Annotated in this window: 14 protein-coding genes and 1 pseudogene; 5 read left to right on the top strand and 10 right to left on the bottom strand. The window is 63.9% G+C overall.

Annotated elements, in window-relative coordinates; all coding sequences use genetic code 11:
* Both BM145_RS15200 and BM145_RS15810 read right to left on the bottom strand, forming a co-directional pair.
* Positions 1 to 290, bottom strand: a 290-nt coding sequence (locus BM145_RS15200) for a transposase (RefSeq protein WP_143090201.1), incomplete at its 3' end; no start/stop codon positions are given.
* A 223-nt stretch (positions 291 to 513) separates the two neighbouring features.
* The gene (locus tag BM145_RS15810) at positions 514 to 711 is read right to left on the bottom strand and encodes a hypothetical protein (protein WP_143090214.1); all 198 of its coding nucleotides are present in this window, start codon (positions 709 to 711) and stop codon (positions 514 to 516) included.
* A gap of 210 nt (positions 712 to 921) precedes the next feature.
* On the opposite strand from BM145_RS15810, the gene BM145_RS16170 reads away from it, so the two are divergent.
* On the top strand, positions 922 to 1,089 hold the full coding sequence (locus BM145_RS16170; RefSeq protein ID WP_177200242.1) for a hypothetical protein: 168 nt from the start codon (positions 922 to 924) through the stop codon (positions 1,087 to 1,089).
* Between the two features lie 15 nt (positions 1,090 to 1,104).
* Here the strand turns inward: BM145_RS16170 and BM145_RS15195 are convergent, their stop codons facing one another.
* The 4 genes from BM145_RS15195 to BM145_RS15180 all read right to left on the bottom strand — a co-directional run bounded on the left by BM145_RS15195 (position 1,105) and on the right by BM145_RS15180 (position 5,624).
* Positions 1,105 to 2,592, bottom strand: coding sequence for a diguanylate cyclase domain-containing protein (locus BM145_RS15195; RefSeq protein WP_093334493.1), 1,488 nt, complete (start codon positions 2,590 to 2,592; stop codon positions 1,105 to 1,107).
* A 1-nt stretch (position 2,593) separates the two neighbouring features.
* Positions 2,594 to 4,366, bottom strand: a complete 1,773-nt coding sequence (locus BM145_RS15190) for a sensor domain-containing phosphodiesterase (RefSeq protein ID WP_093334492.1) — start codon at positions 4,364 to 4,366, stop codon at positions 2,594 to 2,596.
* A 105-nt stretch (positions 4,367 to 4,471) separates the two neighbouring features.
* Complete coding sequence (locus BM145_RS15185; RefSeq protein ID WP_143090213.1) at positions 4,472 to 4,915, bottom strand: hypothetical protein; 444 nt, start codon at positions 4,913 to 4,915, stop codon at positions 4,472 to 4,474.
* Between the two features lie 163 nt (positions 4,916 to 5,078).
* Entirely contained in the window at positions 5,079 to 5,624 is a 546-nt protein-coding gene (locus BM145_RS15180) for a DUF7010 family protein (RefSeq protein ID WP_143090212.1), read from the bottom strand.
* 225 nt (positions 5,625 to 5,849) lie between these two features.
* Between BM145_RS15180 and BM145_RS16640 the strand changes: the two are divergent.
* Positions 5,850 to 6,047: pseudogene (locus BM145_RS16640) on the top strand (IS6 family transposase); the annotation flags it as partial.
* Positions 6,048 to 6,493: 446 nt separating this feature from the next.
* Here the strand turns inward: BM145_RS16640 and BM145_RS15175 are convergent.
* Entirely contained in the window at positions 6,494 to 9,619 is a 3,126-nt protein-coding gene (locus tag BM145_RS15175; protein WP_177200241.1) for a TonB-dependent receptor, read from the bottom strand.
* A gap of 618 nt (positions 9,620 to 10,237) precedes the next feature.
* On the opposite strand from BM145_RS15175, the gene BM145_RS15170 reads away from it, so the two are divergent.
* From BM145_RS15170 to BM145_RS15160, 3 genes are all read left to right on the top strand, one after another.
* Complete coding sequence (locus BM145_RS15170; RefSeq protein WP_245739405.1) at positions 10,238 to 10,585, top strand: DUF2946 family protein; 348 nt, start codon at positions 10,238 to 10,240, stop codon at positions 10,583 to 10,585.
* An 83-nt stretch (positions 10,586 to 10,668) separates the two neighbouring features.
* The gene (locus tag BM145_RS15165) at positions 10,669 to 12,882 is read left to right on the top strand and encodes a TonB-dependent receptor (protein WP_093334487.1); all 2,214 of its coding nucleotides are present in this window, start codon (positions 10,669 to 10,671) and stop codon (positions 12,880 to 12,882) included.
* Entirely contained in the window at positions 12,882 to 14,045 is a 1,164-nt protein-coding gene (locus BM145_RS15160) for a PepSY-associated TM helix domain-containing protein (RefSeq protein WP_093334486.1), read from the top strand. Before BM145_RS15165 ends, BM145_RS15160 begins: the two co-directional genes overlap by 1 nt.
* A 266-nt stretch (positions 14,046 to 14,311) precedes the next feature.
* Here BM145_RS15160 and BM145_RS15155 read toward each other — a convergent pair whose 3' ends face one another.
* From BM145_RS15155 to BM145_RS15145, 3 genes are read right to left on the bottom strand one after another with little or no spacing between them, the layout of a single operon-like run.
* A complete protein-coding gene (locus tag BM145_RS15155) occupies positions 14,312 to 16,651 on the bottom strand; it encodes a xanthine dehydrogenase family protein molybdopterin-binding subunit (protein WP_093334485.1) in 2,340 nt (779 codons plus the stop codon).
* On the bottom strand, positions 16,648 to 17,637 hold the full coding sequence (locus tag BM145_RS15150) for an FAD binding domain-containing protein (RefSeq protein WP_093334445.1): 990 nt from the start codon (positions 17,635 to 17,637) through the stop codon (positions 16,648 to 16,650). Before BM145_RS15150 ends, BM145_RS15155 begins: the two co-directional genes overlap by 4 nt.
* Positions 17,634 to 18,140, bottom strand: coding sequence for a 2Fe-2S iron-sulfur cluster-binding protein (locus BM145_RS15145; protein ID WP_093334444.1), 507 nt, complete (start codon positions 18,138 to 18,140; stop codon positions 17,634 to 17,636). The genes BM145_RS15150 and BM145_RS15145 overlap by 4 nt, the downstream gene beginning before the upstream one ends.
* Positions 18,141 to 18,370: the final 230 nt, after the last annotated feature.

Raw genomic sequence — 18,370 nt, 5'->3', positions numbered from 1 at the left:
AGCCGTTGCAGCTCGCGCACCTGCGTCTCTAAGGCGCGGTACTCGGACGCCGGCACCACTTCCTCGCCGGCTGCCGCGGCGGTCAACGCGCCCTGGTTCATCAGCCTGCGCCACGTGAAGACCTGGCTGCCGCTGATGCCATGCTGCCGGGCGACGAGCGACACGCTCATGCCGGGCAAATACGTCTCCTCGACGATCCGGACCTTCTCTTCCGGTGTCCATCGCCTCCGGCGCTGAACACCGGAAAGGACCTCGCCGTCATTGTAACGCCTGGTCGTACCGTCAGTCATATGCCTCACTCTTATCCAAGAGCGAGATCCTGTCAGGTCATTTAGGGGGCCACCTCATGCCCCTGCCCTCAAAGACTGACGTCCATCGTGTACAGAGGGTTCGCATTAAACTGACAGCACCGTATAGGCGCTTAGATCGTGTCGTTACTGCCGATTGATCGGCCGCTGGTTCGATGCCTAGCTGATCGCTGGCTCCGTACCGTGTGACACCCAGGCACGGCCGTCATCGACGGTCGCGGTGATGCGAGCGTACGGCTGCTTGAACAAGCGTCGGATCTGCATGCGCGAGCGACTTGCCGGTCACGATCGCCAGTGCCCGTGCTTTCGGCATTGTGGCCATGTGCTGGCCCATGGCGTGGATCATCTCCTGAGCCTGGATGGGCATGTCCGAGACATCAATGGCCATCACATAGTCGCGCAAGCGATGGACGATGAACTGGCATTTGAGCTCCGATATGTGGTCTGTGACTTTGACAGGCTCATCATCCCGTCCAAGGTGACGCTCACCAAGTTGTGAAGTTTGATCATCTTGATAGTGTACATGGCAATCTTCGGGTGAAAGCCATATTTAACTCATATTGATAAAGGATGTGCATGTCTAACGCAGGCTCCGCTTGCGCGGAGCAAATATATGACTGACTCGAAATATGATGGATCAGCCGCTGCGATCGTTGATGCCCTTGCTATAGCAGAGATGGAGGAGAACAGCCTTACCGCGGCGCTGCTTCAGCAGACTTTTGACACTCGTCAGCAAAATAAGCGGCGAGCCAAGTGGCATCATCTCATCTTCGCCGTTTGAAAAGCCTGCGGCGTGTCAGGCCACTGACATTAGCAGTGGCCGCTTCGGCACCGGGCGGATAACGGATGATTGTCCGAACACCCGTCCGGTGCCACGTTCGCTCTTCTTCGCTGCATAGAGTGCGAGGTCAGCGTGGTGCAGCAGGTCAGTCGATGTTTGCACGTCGTCATCCAGCAGAGCCGCACCGATTGTCGCCGATACGGGCAGGCGGTGCCCGGACCGTGTCACAGCGTAGCGCAGTTCGCCGAGCGTCGTTTGAATGATCGTTTCCAGATCCGCGCAATCCCGCGGCCTCGTGGCTAGCAGGACAAACTCGTCACCGCCGAGACGTGCGGCGAACAGCTGGCTGAGCGTAGGCGTGCGCAGACGTCGTGAGACCTCGGCCAGTACCTCATCGCCGGCGCCGTGGCCTAAGGTATCGTTCACCGCCTTGAAGCCGTCGAGGTCCAGCATCAGCAACGCCAGCGGTTCGTTCCGGTCGCGCGCGTGCTCGAACGCTTCGTTCAACCTCTTCTCGAACGACCGCCGGTTAGCCAGTCCGGTCAGCGCGTCGGTGCTGGCTGTCTTGCGCAGCTGGTGCTCGCGTTCATACCGCTCGGTCACGTCCTGGAACACGCCGGTCAACGCAACCACTGAGCCGCCTGCGATCTGCGCCTCGCCCATGCTGCGGACCCGTCGCTTGAGCCCGGTTGCGGTGATGAAGTCGCTCTCGAAATCAAACGCCTCACCCTTGTTCGCCGCCCGATCGATGCAAGCGGAGACGTGCGTGCGTTCTGTCGGCGGATAAAAGGAGAGCGCGGTGTCGTAGTCGGGGATCTCGCCGACGGGCAGGCCGTGAATGGCAAAAACCTGATCCGACCAGATTATCGACTTATCTCGCAGGTCGAGGCGCCATGATCCGACGCCGACCATCCGTTCCGCCTGTCGGAGCTGGGCGTTCTGCTGGCTGATGAGGTTGGCGCTGCTTCTCACCTCCTCGGAGAGGCGCAACGTTGCTGCCGCCGATCGGCGGGCACGGATGATGGTGCACACTAATCCGCCGAGATCGCGAAGCAGGCTTGCGTCCGCTGGCGCGAAGCGACGCGGCTCGGTGCCGATGACACACAAAGTGCCGATGCCCGGCTCGCCGAGATCGCCGGGGCACAGCGGCACCCCGGCGTAGAAGCGCGCATGCGGGTGGCCGACCACGATGGGATTGTCGGCGAAGCGGGGATCAAGACGCAGATCTTCGACGACGAGCATGTCGGGCTCGTACATGGCCAACGCGCAGATCGACTGCTCGCGTGAGCAACCGTCACCGTCGAGACCGCGCTTCGCCTTGAACCATTGGCGATGCTCGTCGACCAGCGTGATGGTCGCGATGGGGCAGTCGAACAGCCGGCATGCAAGCGCAACGACGGTGTCGAACTCGGCTTCGTGCGGCGTGTCGAGCAGATCAAATCCCGCCAGGGTCGTCAGGCGCTGCGCCTCTACCTTGGCGGTGCAAGGATAACCGCTCGACATGCTACGCAGCACAGGCCGCACGCCCGCCGGCGAACAGCTGCTCGGCCGGCAGCGGACGCGACATCAGATAGCCCTGCCCTTCGTCGCAGCCCCATTCGGCAAGCATGTCGAAGGCCGCCTGCGTCTCGATCCCCTCCGCCACCACGCGGTAGCCGAGATCATGCCCCATCGCGATCATGGTTTTGACCAGCAACCGGTCCCTGCCCGACGTCAGCATGTCACGGACAAAGGCTTGGTCGATCTTGAGCACCGAGACAGGCAGCTGTTGCAGGTATGAGAGGTTGCTGTACCCCGTCCCGAAATCGTCGATGGCGATGGCGACGCCCTGCGCCTGCAGTTCACGCAACTGGCCGATCACGCGGTCGGGATCGCGCGCGATGGCGCTCTCGGTAAACTCCAGTTCCAGGTGCGCCGGATCGATGCCCGCTCTCGTGGCAGTTGCCAGCATCCGCTCGGCAAAGTCCTCCTCGTCGAGGTTCATGGCCGAGGCGTTGATCGATACTGGCATCGGCGTGCCGCCTGCCATCCACCGCCGAGCTTGCGCGATTGCCGCCCTCACCACCCAGTCGGTCATCGGTCGACCGAGCGCCGTCTGCTCAACCAACGGCACGAACTCGCCCGGCGATACCGCGCCAAGTTGTGGATGCGTCCAGCGGATCAGCGCCTCGACTCCGCAGCGCCGGCCGGAAGCCAGTTCGATGCGGGGCTGATAGACGAGTGACAGCTGATCGGAAGCCGCCAGCGCGGCATTGAAGTCGTTGAGTAGCGCGAAGCGCCGGGCGTTGCGCTGGTCACTCGCCGGATTGTACCGTGCCTTGCCTTGAGCACTCTCGCGAGCGTCATCGGCAGCGTTGGATGCGCGCTTGAATGCGTCGCGCGGCGACACCTCTCCCAGCACGAAGTCGAAGATTCCAACCGACGGGTCCGCGCTGACCGGCACGCCACTGCATGAAATCGGGTCGCGCAGTACCGTTGTAACGCGATCGGCCGATGCGGCGCTATCGAGCAGTCCACCCTCCAACAGCAGCACGCATCGCGTTCGATCGGCATGGTAGATGCGCGCGCTGTTGCCCGCCGCACGGAGCACGACGCCGAGCGCCTGCTGCATCAGCGTGCCGACGCATTCGCTACCTAGCACACGGGCGGCATATTCGGTGCGTGTAGGTGACAGTACGTCAACCGACAGCAGTGTCGCTGGGGCGCCTGGCTCGCGCCGGGCGAGATCGTCGAGATCCTCGAACAACTGGAACTGGTTGGCGTAGCCGGTCACCGGATCGACGCGGCCGACGCGGTTCTGGAGCTCAATCTGGCTCATCACCATGCCGGCGAGATCGAGCAACACCTGCTCCTCGCCCTCGCGCAGGTTGCGCGCCTTGTCGTCCACCACGCACAATGTGCCGAGGCCGTGGCCCTCGCGCGTGAACAGCGGAGCGCCGGCGTAGAACCGAATGCCCGACTGGACCAGCGGCGAGCCGATGAAGCGCGGGTCGACTGACAGGTCGGGAACAACGAAGACGCCGTCACCCTCGATCGCGTAGGCGCATGGCGCTTGCTCGCGCGGGATCTCGGTCAGGTCGACGCCGACCTTGCTCTTGAACCATTGCCGATCGCTGTCCGTCAGCGAGATCGTCGACACGGGCGCTGCGAGCAACTGGCTGGCGAGGCGCGTCAGCCGATCGAAGCTGTCGCTGGGAGGGCTGTCGAGCAACCGAAGATCACGCAGCGCATTCAGCCGCGCCTCCTCGTTAACCACGTGATCAAGCAGCTTTGCCATATGGATACCTTGCAAACAGTATCCTCTTGTATTCGCAGTCTCTTAACGCATGGTTTCGCCGGCATGCGACATTAGCCTGCGCTGAGCGCCGTGCTGCCGGTCGTTTCAAAACCGTCGATTGCTCGCAAGCCAAGCGCGCACGTCGTCGTCCAGCGTTCCGGGCGCGCGCGTTTCGATTACGGCGAGAAGCTCACGCAGGTCCTCGCCGTACAGTTCACCTCCGACCAGCGAGACCGGCTCGTCGTTCTCTCGCTGGCCGTGGAGCTGCACGAACTCGAAAGGCGTGAAGTGGTTGTCGTAGCGAGGGGAGCGCGCGCCCCACTCTGCAGTGGCAGCGACAATATCAGCGAAGGCAATCCGGCTCTCGCGCCAGCGAGCCAATGTCCAGGTGATGCCGTGCGGTCGCATGTAGACCGCCTCCCCGTCGTAGGAGACGCGGTAGCTGCGATCGAGCCATTCGATTGCGAGCGTGCCGGCAAAGAGCAGCACCGCGAAAACCAGTCCTTTCCAGTCGCCGGTCTTGAGGAGCACGGCGATGAAGAGCAGCACGTTGCCCGTCCCGGCCCAGCGATAGAGTGTGGTGGAGGCGCTCCGCCGCCAGCGGAGCGGAATGCGGTTTGGGTCTAGCAGCAAACGTCTCCTTGGGCCGATAGCGGACAATTAAGCATCCAGGTTCGGGCGGCTCGTGAAATCGCCGTCGCGTGCTCGTTCTTTAAGTAGTAAGCGGTCGCGAACGCAGGTTGCGTGCCAGGAAGATGCCTGCAAATATCACCTCAAGCCCTCCAACCGCGAATGCTGGAGACAGGGACGGGACTGCGCCGAAAATCACCAGCACACCAACGCCGCTCATCAAGCCTGCCAACAGCCAGAACAATCGGTCGCCGTAGATGGTCTTAAACATGGCGTAACGAGTGCCCGCGGCGATTGCCGCAACCGCAAAGACGTACTCGGCGCGTAGGGGGATTAGTAGCCAAGCGGCAACAAGGCCGCCGATCATAGAAATAGTGCTTTCCAGCGCTGCGCCGGCCAGCGGGTTTCCAGCGACTTCCTTCGCACGACCAAAAACTTTGCGACACAGGACCGTGCTGAGCGGATGGATGATCATCCCACCGATGAAGAGCACCGCGAAACCGCGCCCGACACCATGGCCTTGCGACGTAATTGCCGCTGCCAGCCACACTAATCCCGAGACTAACACACCTGGACTTCCGCCAACGTAAGCGCGTCTAAAATCCTGCTGTGCTTCATTGATATGCATTCTGCCCCTCCCCCATCGAGAGTCTGAGCATGGCTCAATCAACGTACGCTTTCCACCAAACTGAGGCGACCAGCCGGATAATTTCAAGTGCCGATAGCGGCCACTGCGACGGCATAAACGAGCGGCCGAAGTTGGGGAGCGAAAAGGCCGGTCTCAACGACCAAAAGTGGGTCAGATTAGCTGCCAGCAATTGGCTCAGCTTTCTTTGGACATTAAATGCCGGCTGAGAACAGCCAACTGCCCGTCCGACGATGAGAACAGGCGATGCTCCGCTTTCGACAGATAAATAGCTTACAAAACTTCACCTCTGTCCACGCCAGCCTCCACAACCTCTTCAGCCTGGAACGCCACCTCATCGACAGACAGACCTACCGAGAACGACGCTCCGCCATGCTGGTGGAGTGGCAGGTACTCGCCAGCTAGGCCGATACCTTTATAATCCAGGTGCATTGTGTGGAGAGCGGGCTGCTTTAGACTAGACTGAAAGCACCATCTGGCTCTGTGGTGATAGACAACTCGGCCAACTGAGCTTTGCTGCCTCTGCTGTCATTGTCACGATTTTGTTCAATGTTTCTGAGATCGGTCGACGTTTGCCTGCGGATCGGCAGACGGATGGGTAGAACTCTATTTCAAGGCGGTGTGCCGCGTTGCTGTGACAGCACTTTTGAGAGACTTACTTCTTCCTGGGCAGTGGCCTTCTTCAACGCCCACCAACAGTCTAGATTTGGACGGCAGAGCCAGAGCGGTTCATCATCAAGCCGAACACTAGGTGCTGGGACTAAACACCTAATTTGACATTTTTCTCAAGCGACTGGCGATAAAAGAACCGGCCCCCCGAAAGGGGCCGGCTATCTGAGCATAAGCAATCGCTAGAAGTTGACGCCGAACTGAAGGCGTACCGATCGCGGCGCCTGATAAGCGTTGACCGCGCCGTAATCGGCGCGTGGCGCGCCGCCGTTGGTCGTACCGATCTCCTGAAAGTCGAGCTGTTGCTGCGTATCAAACACATTGAGGACAGACACACGGAAGAAGCCGTCGAACGTATCGGTCGGCACCTTCACCGTGGCATCTAGGTTCAAGGAGTAGAGCCAATCAGAATTGAACGCGGTTCCACGACGCACGATCTGCCGCGGTGGCAGTACCTCGCCAGCCGCTGCGGGAGTCGTCCTGACCGATCCGTCCGAATTCAAGTTACAGTAAGTACCGCTGGGGCCGTACAACGCGGACGCGTCAGGATCACGCGACGCAGGCACCGTTCCGAGACAGCCGAACTTGCGCGGCGAGGTCACTTGGGCGTTGGCGCCCAGCGTCAGCCATTCGAACGGTGCGTAGGAGCCGAACAGCTTGAAGTTGTGACGGCGATGGTTGGGCGAGTAGCCGAAGGTTCCGTCAGCCAGCCCTGGTAGATCGAAGTCCACCGTAGCGCCGGTATCGTCCTGACCGTTGTCGGAACGGACACCGCCCTCCGTATTACCTACGAGGCTCGAGTAGGTGTACGAGAATTCGCCGCCCCAACGACCGTCGAAATCGCGTTGGACCTGGAAGGTCATGGCGCGGTACCTGCGCACCGCCCGCGGGTATTGAAGCGCCTCCGCCGACAGCTCGATGGTACGCAGACCGGTCTCGCCGTTGATCGGATCGCTCAGCGTCACCACCGCGTTGTTGCCCGGATTGATGAGCACGTACTGGTGCGTGCCGCTGAAGATCGTCTGACAGGTTTGGCCGTCCGCGTTCGGGCGGTTTAGGTTGTTTGCATTGCAGAAGGCGCGAACCGCCGGATCGATCGCCGAATCCTCCAGGCTCTGATTCAGGTTCTTGTAGGTCCCGAAGACGTTGACGCGAAATTTGCCGAACCGGCGCTCGATGCCGAGGATGTACTCGTCAACCGACTGGGACTCCAGATTGCCAGCGATGAGCGACGTCGGGTCGCCTGCCGCACCGTCATTGCGGACGAGGCAGCTGCCAGCTAGCCCCGCCAGGCATGGCTCGCCGTTCCTGGGCGTAAGTTGGGTCGTCAGGATCGGCTGGCTGCTCGCACCGAGGCCGCTGAACCGGAAGAAGCGTTCTTGATCGAGCTCCGCGCCACCTAGGCGGTTGTTGGTGCTTGCCGCGATCGGCAGGAAGTACCGGCCGAAGGAGCCGTAGGCCTTGGTCGTTCCGTCGCCCAGCGGATCGCCGCTGATGCCAAGGCGCGGCCCCCACTGGTCACCCGACCGATAGTAGGCAGTTCCGTCGATTGTCCGATTGAGGAACCGGTCGTTGCGTACGCCGAGCTGCAGGTTGATCCTGTTGCCAAACAGCGACCAATCATCTTGGATGTAATAAGCTTCGTTCTTGGAACGGAACGTGCCGCCATTCACGAAGCTGCGGATCTGCGCGTACTGGCCCGTCGTGATGCCGAACTCGTCAGTAGGCGAACCGTCCAGCAACGTGATCTGACCGATGCCGTTAGATTGAGTGACGATCCTGGTGGTCAGGTTCTCCCGATCGTAACCGCCGCGGAAGTGATGCGAGCCGAGCAGGTTCACGAACACGTCGATGTCGCCGCGGAAGAATTCCCGTCGGTCGAAGTTTGTCTCGTTGTTGGCGATGGGATTGCCGATTGAGACGTTCAGGCCGCCGCGCCCATCGACGACGCTCGCCAGATCAGGACTACTTGTCTCGATCGTATCGCGGTCGCGATTTTGGCCATAAGCGCCGGAGATGGTGAGCCAGTCGGTGAAGGTACCGGTATAGCGACCGACGAAGTTGATCCCGCCAGTGCGGAAAATGGTGGTCGAGTCGTAGTTGCCGGGATCGTTCGTCGTCGGGTTGTACCGACGGCCGCTGGCGACCGTGCCGAACACGTCGCGCTGCACCAGGTTGCGCGTGTCGAAGAACGTCCCTTCCAGTCGCTGCCCATCGAAGGGCGTAAAGTCGACCTTGAAGGCGTAATACGGGCTGTCGCTCTTCTCTCTAAAATACTGGCTGCCGACGATCGTCGGATTGGCCAGCGTCCCGCCACCGAACGCAGTCACCGCCGTCGCGCTCGTTACGTTACGTGCGTTGTACAGCGCGTAGAAGAACAGCTTGTCCTTGATGATCGGCCCGGACAGCTGAGCGATGAAGTCCTGCCGGTCGAGTTCGCGGGCGTCGTTGTCGCGGACCAGCGTGTTGGGCGCGTCGCTCAGTAGATCGTCGGGTTCCCAGTTGAACAGGATGCCGCCATGGAATTCGTTCGAGCCAGACTTGCTTACCGCGTTCACGATGCCGCCGGTGGCGCGTCCGAATTCGGCTTGGAAGCCGCCGTTCTTAATTTCAACGGTCTGGTAGAATTCGAACGGGATGGTGACCGCGCCGATCTGGGTGCGGAAGTTGGTGGTGTTCAGGCCGTTGATGAAGAAGGCATTCTCGGCAACCGACGACCCACTGATGTTGGGCTGGTTGCCGAAAGCCGTGTCGCCGGAGGTGGTACCCGGTGACAGCTGCACAACCGAACTGATATCTCGCGCCACTGGCACTCGCGTGGCGAGTTCGCCTAGCTCCACGACCGTGCCGACCGTGTTTCGATTGAAATCAGCCACCTGGACGCGGCCTGCGGTCACGACAATCTCTTCACCCTCCGCTACGCTTTCTGGCTGGAGGGTGAAGTCGTTCGCCGCCCGCTGGAGCGTGATTGCGACTCCCGTTTCATTGTACGCGGTGAAGCCTGGGGCAGACACGTTGAAAGTGTAGCTGCCTGCAGGCAGCTGCGCGACGCGGAAGGTGCCGCTAGCGTCGGTCGTCGTAGTGCGCGTAAAGCCCTGCGCATCTGAGGTCACGGTCACCGTGGCGTTGGCGATCCCTTCGCCGTTTGTGCTGCGGACGCGGCCGGACGCGGTGACGTTTTGATAGTCCTGCGCGGTTGCAGGCGCAGCCGAGAAGGTCGACGCGGCGACGCCGCAGGCAATGAGGGCGATTGGGCGCAACGCGACGCCCCGAATAAGAGCCGCCCGCACGATCTTTCTACCGGTCATCGTTTGCATCCCCTCTTGTCAGGACCCGGACACGCCATTGCGCTCGTTAGCCCCTTGATCTGCCGCAGTCCTCGACACTTACGTTGTGACTGCGGCTATATCCGGGAGGATGAGGCGTCCGCCGGCTTGGTGTAAAGTAGTGAAAGCCGTCAGCTGCACCCACCTGATGACGCATTCTGACGAGGTGTCACTAACATGACACAGGTGCTGTCCTTTCACGTGGTGGCAACCATCGAGAAGGCACTGTCAGAGCATATGCGGATAATCGGCCGAGCGCCGGGAGCTAGGTGAACGAACGTCCGAAGTTCGGAATTGCAAATGGCTTCAGGAGCGGCCGCTTGTGGGTCGGTCCGGCCGCGGAGCGGCCAGTCGGCTTACGATCCGAGGGAGGTCGTAAGCCGAGGCACGTTGCCGCTCTCGCGAGCGCACACTCTGAACCGGGGTTCTGACACACGAAGACCCTTGGAAAACCATAGTAGGACCTGCGGTGTCACAACCGACCGGTCGTGACACCTGAGCAAGCTGAGGCGGAATGTCCAAGTGACACGACCTGCGGGCAAAGGTAGGTCGCTCCCCGTGCAGGCAGTCCGGCATCTTCTAGCGCAACGCCACCTTACCGTGCTGATCTGCGCGGCGACGCTGCTGCTGAAGCTGCTCGTCCCCACCGGTTATATGATCGACAGCGATCACGGCCGCATCACTATCACCATCTGTTCGGGCACCGCGCCGCGCACGATGACGATGGAAATGCCTGACCACGGCAAATCGAAGGATCACGGCAAGGCGGAGATGCCCTGCGCTTTCTCGAGCCTGTCGGCCGCGATGCTGGGGCCGATCAACCCCCTCCAGCTCGCCGCGCTGATCGCCTTCATTCTGGCCTTCGGCTTGATCGCCAAAGTCCCGCCGGCACCCGGACGTCTAGCCCATCTACGCCCTCCGCTGCGGGGACCACCGGCCTACCTCTGACCTGTCATTCCGCGCCGCTTCATCCGGCGCGACCATGAACTGCGGCCCGCGCGCCCGGCGTCAGGCCGGTCAAAGGTATTACCATGCTCCGAACACATCTTCTGGCGGGCGCGGCTGCGCCCTGCCTGCTGCTGGCCGTCCCGGTCGCGGCACAAACCTACGAAACCGCCGATGACCGCACCGATGCGACGATCGTTGTTACCGGCCAGCGCGATCCGCTGAAGCTGGATAACCAAGCGCAGGCGAGCAGCCGACTCGGGCTGTCGATCCGCGAGACGCCCGCGAGCGTCGAGGTGCTGACCCAGGCCGATCTCCAGGTTCGCGGCCTTCGCACCGCGCGCGAGACGTTCAACGAAGTGGTAGGCGCAATCGCCGGCAACGTGCCGGGCAACCCGGCCGTCGTCTCGCTGCGCGGCTTCGCCGGCAATACGGTGTCGATCCTTCAGGACGGTGTACGGGTATCGGCATCGACCGTCGTCCAGCGCGATAGCAATAACTGGCACTATGATCAGGTCGAGGTGCTGAAGGGACCGGCCTCGGTTCTCTATGGTGAGGGCGCGCTGGCCGGCGTCATCAACAAGGTGACGCGCAAGCCCGTGCTGGGCGAACGCCACCTCGACACGCTGCTATCGATCGGAAGCTTCGACACGGTGTTCGCCGCCGGCGGGGTCAACCTGCCGGTATCGTCCACGATCGCGGTGCGGGCGGACGCCAGCTATCAGCGGTCGGACAGCCTCTACGACGTCGACAACAACGATACCTTCTCGGCCGGGCTGACCGGCAGCGCTCTATGGAAGCCGAATGATCGCCTGTCGCTGCTCGTCGCGGTTGATCATTTCGAGGATCGCTACGACGCCACCTACCAGGGTCTACCCCTAATCCCCGGACAATATGCGCTGCGCCCGACCGACGCTGTGACGAGCGCGAACGGCCTGGTCGCTGATCGCGCGCTGCGCCGCCGCAACTACAATCCTCAAGGTGCCTATTCCGGTGCCGACGAGACGACGGTGCGCTCGCGGCTCGACTGGTCGATGGGCAGCGGGTGGACCTTCGCGCTCGACCTGACCGGCTACACCGCCGATCGGGCGTTCCTGCTGGCTGACAGTCAGACCTTCATCGCGCCCACTGCGGCGTTCCCGAACGGCAGCTTTCGCCAGACCTATCAGGATTTCCGCCACGATCATCAGTTCTGGAATACGCGCGGGGTGATCGGCAACGAGGGCCGGATTGCGGGCTTCCGCAACCGCTTCAGCCTGGGCGTCGAGCATAACGACACCGATTTCGTCAGCCTGCGTCAGACTGCCCCCACCTCGGCTCTCCCGGCAGTGGACGTGCGCAACCCGGCCGTCGTGCCGCTGCCCATCGGGACGGCGATCTTCACCGCCGGCAACGTCACGTTCGACTCCAAGCTGAAACAGACCTCCGTGTTCGCGGAGGATGCGCTGAACCTGACGCCGAGGTGGCTGCTGGTCGGCGGAGTGCGCTGGGACCACATGGAGCTGGACCGCGCGACCATCCAGAATGTCACCGGTGCGGTCGATCGCAACAGCCCGACCTTCGATCCCGTATCGTGGCGCGCCGGCACGACCTGGGAGGTGACACCGGGCGTGACGCTCTACGCGCAATATACGACGGCGGTATCACCGGTGTCCTCGATCCTGCTGGCCTCGATCGCTAACAGCCGGTTCCGGCTGACTAAGGGCCGCGCCTATGAGGCCGGGTTCAAGGCAAGTGCCTGGGGTGGACGGGCGAGCGTCACCGGCGCGGCTTACCGGATCGAAGGGCGTGATATCCTGACGCGCGATCCTAACAACCCGGCGCTGGCCGTGCAGGGCGGGCGGCAATCGTCGCAGGGCGTCGAGCTGTCCGGTGTCGTCTCTCCCTTGAAGGCGCTACGCCTGTCGGGCGGCGTCTCCTACACCGACGCGCAATATGACGAACTGTCGGAGCTGGTTGCCGGCGTGCGGATCGATCGTAGCGGGAACCGCCCTGTCAATGTGCCCTCAACCACGGTCAACGCCTCGGCGCTTTACACCATCGCCGACAAGGTGACGTTGGGCGGCTTCCTACGGCACGCCAGCGCCTTCTACACCGACACTGCCAACACCATTCGGGTTGCCGGGCATACCGTGCTGGATGCCAGCCTGTCGGTGCCCGTTGCGCCGCAAGCGACCCTGACGCTACGCGGCAGGAACCTCACCAACGCCTTCTACGGCGAATATTCCGGCTACCCGACCACTAACGTCTTTATCGGCGTGCCGCGATCGTTCGAGGTGGCGCTGGCGACGCGGTTCTGATGACCCGGCACCGCCGATCGGCAGCGTCGCGCGCGCGCATCCTCGTGCGCCGCGTCCATCTCTGGCTGGGGTTGAGCCTGGGGCTGCTGTTCGCGGTGTTGGGCCTCACCGGGTCGGCGCTTGTGTTCTACACCGGCATCGACGCCGCGCTTCATCCCATGGTCGAGGCCGGGAGGAACGACCGTACGCCGGACCTGGCGTCGCCGGTCTGGGATCGGGCGTTAGCTGTAGGGCATGCCCGCTGGCACGATCCCGCCGGTAAATGGACCATCGAGGTGACGGGCGAGGGCGGCGCTATCCCGGCGCGTTTCTACCCGTCGTCTGGACACGGCCATCACACCGATCGCGTGATGGTCTGGTTCTCGCCCGATGGCAGGCTGATCGTCCGTGCCGAGCCTTGGGGCGGCTATTTGATGAGCTGGCTCTACCGACTCCACATGGCGCTGCTCTCCGGCGACTTCGGCGGTCAGGTGGTGGGCTGGTCGGGCGTTGCGATGCTGCTGTTGCTGGTCAGCGGCATCGTGGCGTGGTGGCCACGCGGAAGCTGGCGCAAGGCGGTCGCCTTCAAACGCGACGCCGCGCCGATCCGCCGGCTGCGCGACCTGCACAAGCTGTCCGGCCTGTGGAGCATGGCGCTGGTGTTCGTGCTGGTCGCAACCGGCGTGCTGCTGGCACTGCCTGCCGTCACGCAAGCCCTCTTGCAGCCCACGGCTGTACCAGCCCCGAAGTCCTCCGACGACAGGGGCGGTCGGGTCAGCATCGTTCAGGCGTTCGCGGCAGCGCGCCGGGTGCTGCCTGAGGGTCGGATTGTCTTCGCTGATATGCCAGGTACACAGGACGCGCCGATCCGCGTCCGGTTACAGGTGCCCGGTGATCCCCATCGGCGTTTCCCAGGCAGCTACGTCTTCATCGACCAGTTCTCAGGCCGGGTTCTGGCGCTACATGATGTTCGCCACGCCGGCACCGGAACGGCCGTGGCGAGCTGGGTCCGCACGCTGCACGATGGAACAGTCGGAGGCTTGGCGACGCGCATCCTGGCTGTGGTGCTGGGCTTCGTTCCCGCGCTGCTGTTCGCGACCAGCACCCTGCATTGGCTACGCCGTACGAGCACCTCCCGCTCTACCGAATCATTCTACCTGGGCGTCACAACCGAACGGTTGTGACGCCGGCATCGGCGGCATTCGACCGTTCCAATCCTGAAAGCTGAGTGGCAGGAAAGTTCACGGAGTAAGCCGTTCCGACCTGCTCACCGAGCTCGCCCAAGCGGCCAGTCCGCCCATATGAACGAGCGGCAGGTTTCGGGCAGCGGGAAGGTGCGCCTGAATGACCAGGATTGGGTCATCTTGCCTGTAAGCGGACAGGTCGCGCTTTGGCCGAACCAACTGACTGGCACTAGCGATCACGTGAAGCCAGCGCCTGCCCACGCCTCTCAAATCACCTTGTCGAGGGTGATTGGTAGATCACGAACACGGGTGCCGGTGGCGTCATAGATCGCGTTGGCGACCGCTGCGGCGACGCCGGTGATGCCGATCTCGCCAATGCCGTGCGCGCCCATAGGGGCGTGAGGATCGGGGATGTCGGTCCAGATCACATCGATCTCGGGCACGTCCAGGTGCACCGGCACATGATATTCGGCAAGGCTGGGGTTCATGATCCGGCCATTGCGCTCGTCGAACTGCGTTTCCTCCATCAGCGCCATGCCGAGACCCATGATGATGCCGCCGCGAAATTGACTGCGCGCTGTCTTGAGGTTGAGGATGCGGCCGCAATCGAATGAGCCCAAGAACCGGCTGACGCGCGTCTCACCGGTGACGGTGTTGACGCGAACTTCGCAGAACAGCGCGCTGTGCGAGTGCATCGACCAGTGCATCGTCTCCAGTGGCAGCGACCCCGCCTTGGTCGCCGATACGCTGTCTCTCTGCGAACGGCCGAGGATCGAGGCATAGCTCTCCCGCCGCGTCGGGTCGGCGAGGCTGCCTAGCCCGCCGTCGTCGCAGCCGACCTCGTCCGGCGACAGGCCGGCGAGCGGGGAATCGTTGCCCGCGAGCTTGATGAGGTCGCCGACCAGCGCAGTCTGTGCGGCGATGACCGCCGCGCCGATCGCCGCGGTCTGCTGCGATCCGCCGGCCATGATCGCGCCGGGAATGGCGCTGTCGCCGTATCCTACCTCGACCCGGTCGAGCGGCAGGCCCAGCCGCTCCGCCGCAACGATCGCGGTGGTGGTGGACGTGCCCATGCCCATCTCCGCCGCCGCGACCTCGACCAGCGCCTTCACCCCGTCGCCATCGCGGGTCAGGGTAATGCGCGCCTCCGCGCCGGGCATCCGGTAATAGGGATAGGTGCCCGTGGCGCAGCCGACGCCGACCAGCCATTCGCCCTCGCGCCGCGTGCTGCGCGGCGGGCGGGCGTGCCAGCCGAAGCGCTCCGCCCCGTCGCGCCACGCCTGCGCGATATGGCGCGAGGAGAAGGGCAGGCCATTCGTCGGGTCCTTGTCGGGCTCGTTGCGCAGCCGCAGCTCGACGGGATCGATGCCGAGCTCCACCGCCAGCTCGTCGATCGCGGATTCGAGCGCGAAGGTGCCGACAGCTTCGCCCGGCGCGCGCATGAAGGTGTTGGCGAGCATGTTCATCCGCGCCACCTCCACCTTCAGCAGGATGTTGGGCGCGGCATAGGCCGCCTGGGTGCCGAGGATGAACGGCTCGGGCATGCTGTTTTGCGGCGTCATGACCGACAGGCCGGTATGGATCAGCGCCTGGAAGCGTCCGTCCGCATCGGCGCCGATTGCGACGCGCTGTTCGGTTAGCGTGCGCCCGCCGACGACGCGGTAGACGCCCTCGCGCGAGAGGGCGATGCGCACCGGGCGGCGCGCCAGCTTCGCCGCCGCGGCACCGATCACCTGATGGTCCCACAGCCCCTTGCTGCCGAATCCGCCGCCGACATAGGGCGAGGTCAGCCGCACCTTGTCGGTCGCCAGGCCGAAGGTGTCGGCCATCGTCTGCGCCTGCTGCGTGACCATCTGGCTGGCGTCGTGGATCGTCAGTTCGTCGCCGACCCAGGCGAGGGTGGCGGCATGCGGCTCGATCGGATTGTGGTTGTGCCGCGGGGTGCGATAGGTGCGGTCGACCTTGTGCGGCGCTGCCGCGAAGGCCGCCTCCGCATCGCCGATCTCGTTCAGCAGCGGCTGCCCCATGAACAGGCCGGGCTCGATGCCGTTCGCCTTCGCGCCCGCCAGCGTCGTGGTGGAGGGCTCCGCCCCATAGGTGATGCGCAGCAGCGAAGCGGCGTGATCGGCCTGCTCCTGCGTCTCGGCCAGGACGCAGGCGATCGGTTGTCCGTTCCAGTGGATGCGATCGTCCTGCAGGATCGACAGGTCGGCCGGGCCGACCGCGGACGGCGAGGAGCCGAAAACCGGCGGCGTCGCCATCCGCGGAGCGTTTAGATGAGTCATCACCAGCACGACGCCGGGCGCGGCCTCCGCCGCCGCGGTATCGATCGCGGCGATCCGCCCGCGCGCGATCGTGGCGTAGGCGAGTGCGGCATAGGTCATGTCGGCGAAGCGATGCTCCGCGGCGAAGGCGGCGTCGCCGCGCACCTTCAACGCGCCGTCGAGCCGGGAGACGGGCTTGCCGATCAACCCGTGCTTGCGCGCGATCAGCGGATCGGGAACGCCGCCGGGGATCCAGCTATCCGGGGCGAGCGGCACCAGCTTCGTCATGGCGCCCTGCACCAGTCCCTGCGCCGCCTGCTTGGCACTGTCGATGATGCTCATGCCGCGTCTCCCATCGCCAGTTCTTCCAGAACCGCTGCCAGCGTGCGGCTCGCGAGCGCCGGTTTGAAGGCATTGTCCCGCAAGGGGCGTGCGTCGACGAACTCCGCCGCCGCTGCATCGAGGAAGGCCTGGTGCGTGGCGGGGCGATCGAGCAGGGCCGCCTCCGCCCGCATGGCGCGCCACGGCTTGTGCGCGACCCCGCCGAACGCGATCCGGACCTGCTTGATGCGATCGCCCTCCAGCTCGAGCGTCGTCGCGACGGATACCAGCGCGAAGGCGTAGCTCGCCCGGTCGCGCACCTTGCGGTAGGTCGATCGCGTCCCCGCCGGCAGCGGCGGCAAGGCTACCGCCGTCACGAGGTCGCCGAGTTCGAGGTTGGTGTCGCGATCGGGTCGGTCGCCGGGCAGGCGATGGAAGTCCGCGAAGGGGATCGTGCGCGGTCCCGCGGGGCCGTCGACGTGCACCGTCGCGTCGAGCGCGGCGAGCGCGACGCACATGTCGGACGGATGGGTCGCGACGCAGGCGTCGGAGCCGCCGAGGACAGCGTGGATGCGGTTGAAGCCTTCGCGTGCGTCACACCCCGAACCCGGCTGCCGCTTGTTGCACCGCGATCCTTCGGTGTCGTAGAAATAGGTGCAGCGCGTGCGTTGCAGCAAATTGCCACCCACCGTCGCCATGTTGCGGATTTGCGCCGACGCGCCGGCCAGGATCGCGCGCGACAGCAGGGGATAGCGCGCGCGAACAATGCGGTGCTCGGCGAGCGCGGTGTTGCGGACCGCGGCGGCGATCAGCAATCCGCCATCCTCTGTCTCCTCGATCGCGGCGGGCAGGCCGCTGACGTCGACCAACCGCTCCGGCCGGGCGACCGTCTCGCGCATCAGGTCCACCAGGTTGGTGCCGCCGCCGAGATAGGCGGTGCCGGCGATTGCGCCCCGGCGCAGCGCATCGGCGGCGTCGATGGGGCGAGCATAGTCGAAGGGGGTCATGCCGACGCCTCCGTCGCGAAGGTGGCCCGGATCGCGTCGACGATGCCGTTGTGCGCGCCGCAGCGACACAGATTGCCACTCATCCGTTCCTGGATTTCCTCGCGCGTCCACTGCGCGTCTGCGGCGAGGTCGGCGCTGACGTGGCTCGGCACCCCCCGCTCCAGCTCACTCGCCATCCCGATCGCCGAGCAGATCTGCCCCGGGGTGCAATAACCGCATTGAAAGCCGTCATGCTCGACAAACGCGGCCTGGAGCGGGTGAAGTGCGTCGCCGCCGGCCAACCCCTCGATCGTCGTGATCGCGCGCCCGTCATACTGCACCGCGAGCGCAAGGCAGGACAGTATCCGCTCGCCGTCCACCAGCACCGTGCATGCCCCGCACGCGCCTTGATTGCAGCCCTTCTTCGTGCCGGTGAGGTGCAGGTCCTCGCGCAGATGGTCGAGTAAGGACACGCGAGGATCGGCAGGGCCGTGCACCTGCTTTCCGTTCACGATCAGCGACATGGCAGGTCCCTTCTCATTGGCTTGCACCAGATAAGTAGCAGTCGAACCAACGACATGCTAACTCCGCGCCGCCCGACCCTGCTCAGCGAGGTCGCGACCTGCCTTATAAACCACGGCGGCGGAAAGCCGGTCGGGTAGGCGAAAACCCGTAGCAGGCGGCATGCCACGACGTGAATGAACGGCGAGTTCCGAGATGCGCGGAGTCGGACAGGAATGTCCGTATCTGGGTC

This window comes from Sphingomonas rubra (assembly GCF_900115745.1).
GTDB classification, from domain to species: domain Bacteria; phylum Pseudomonadota; class Alphaproteobacteria; order Sphingomonadales; family Sphingomonadaceae; genus Sphingomonas; species Sphingomonas rubra.
Note: the sequence above shows the minus strand (reverse complement) of the source record. Positions and strands in the feature narration are given on the sequence as shown.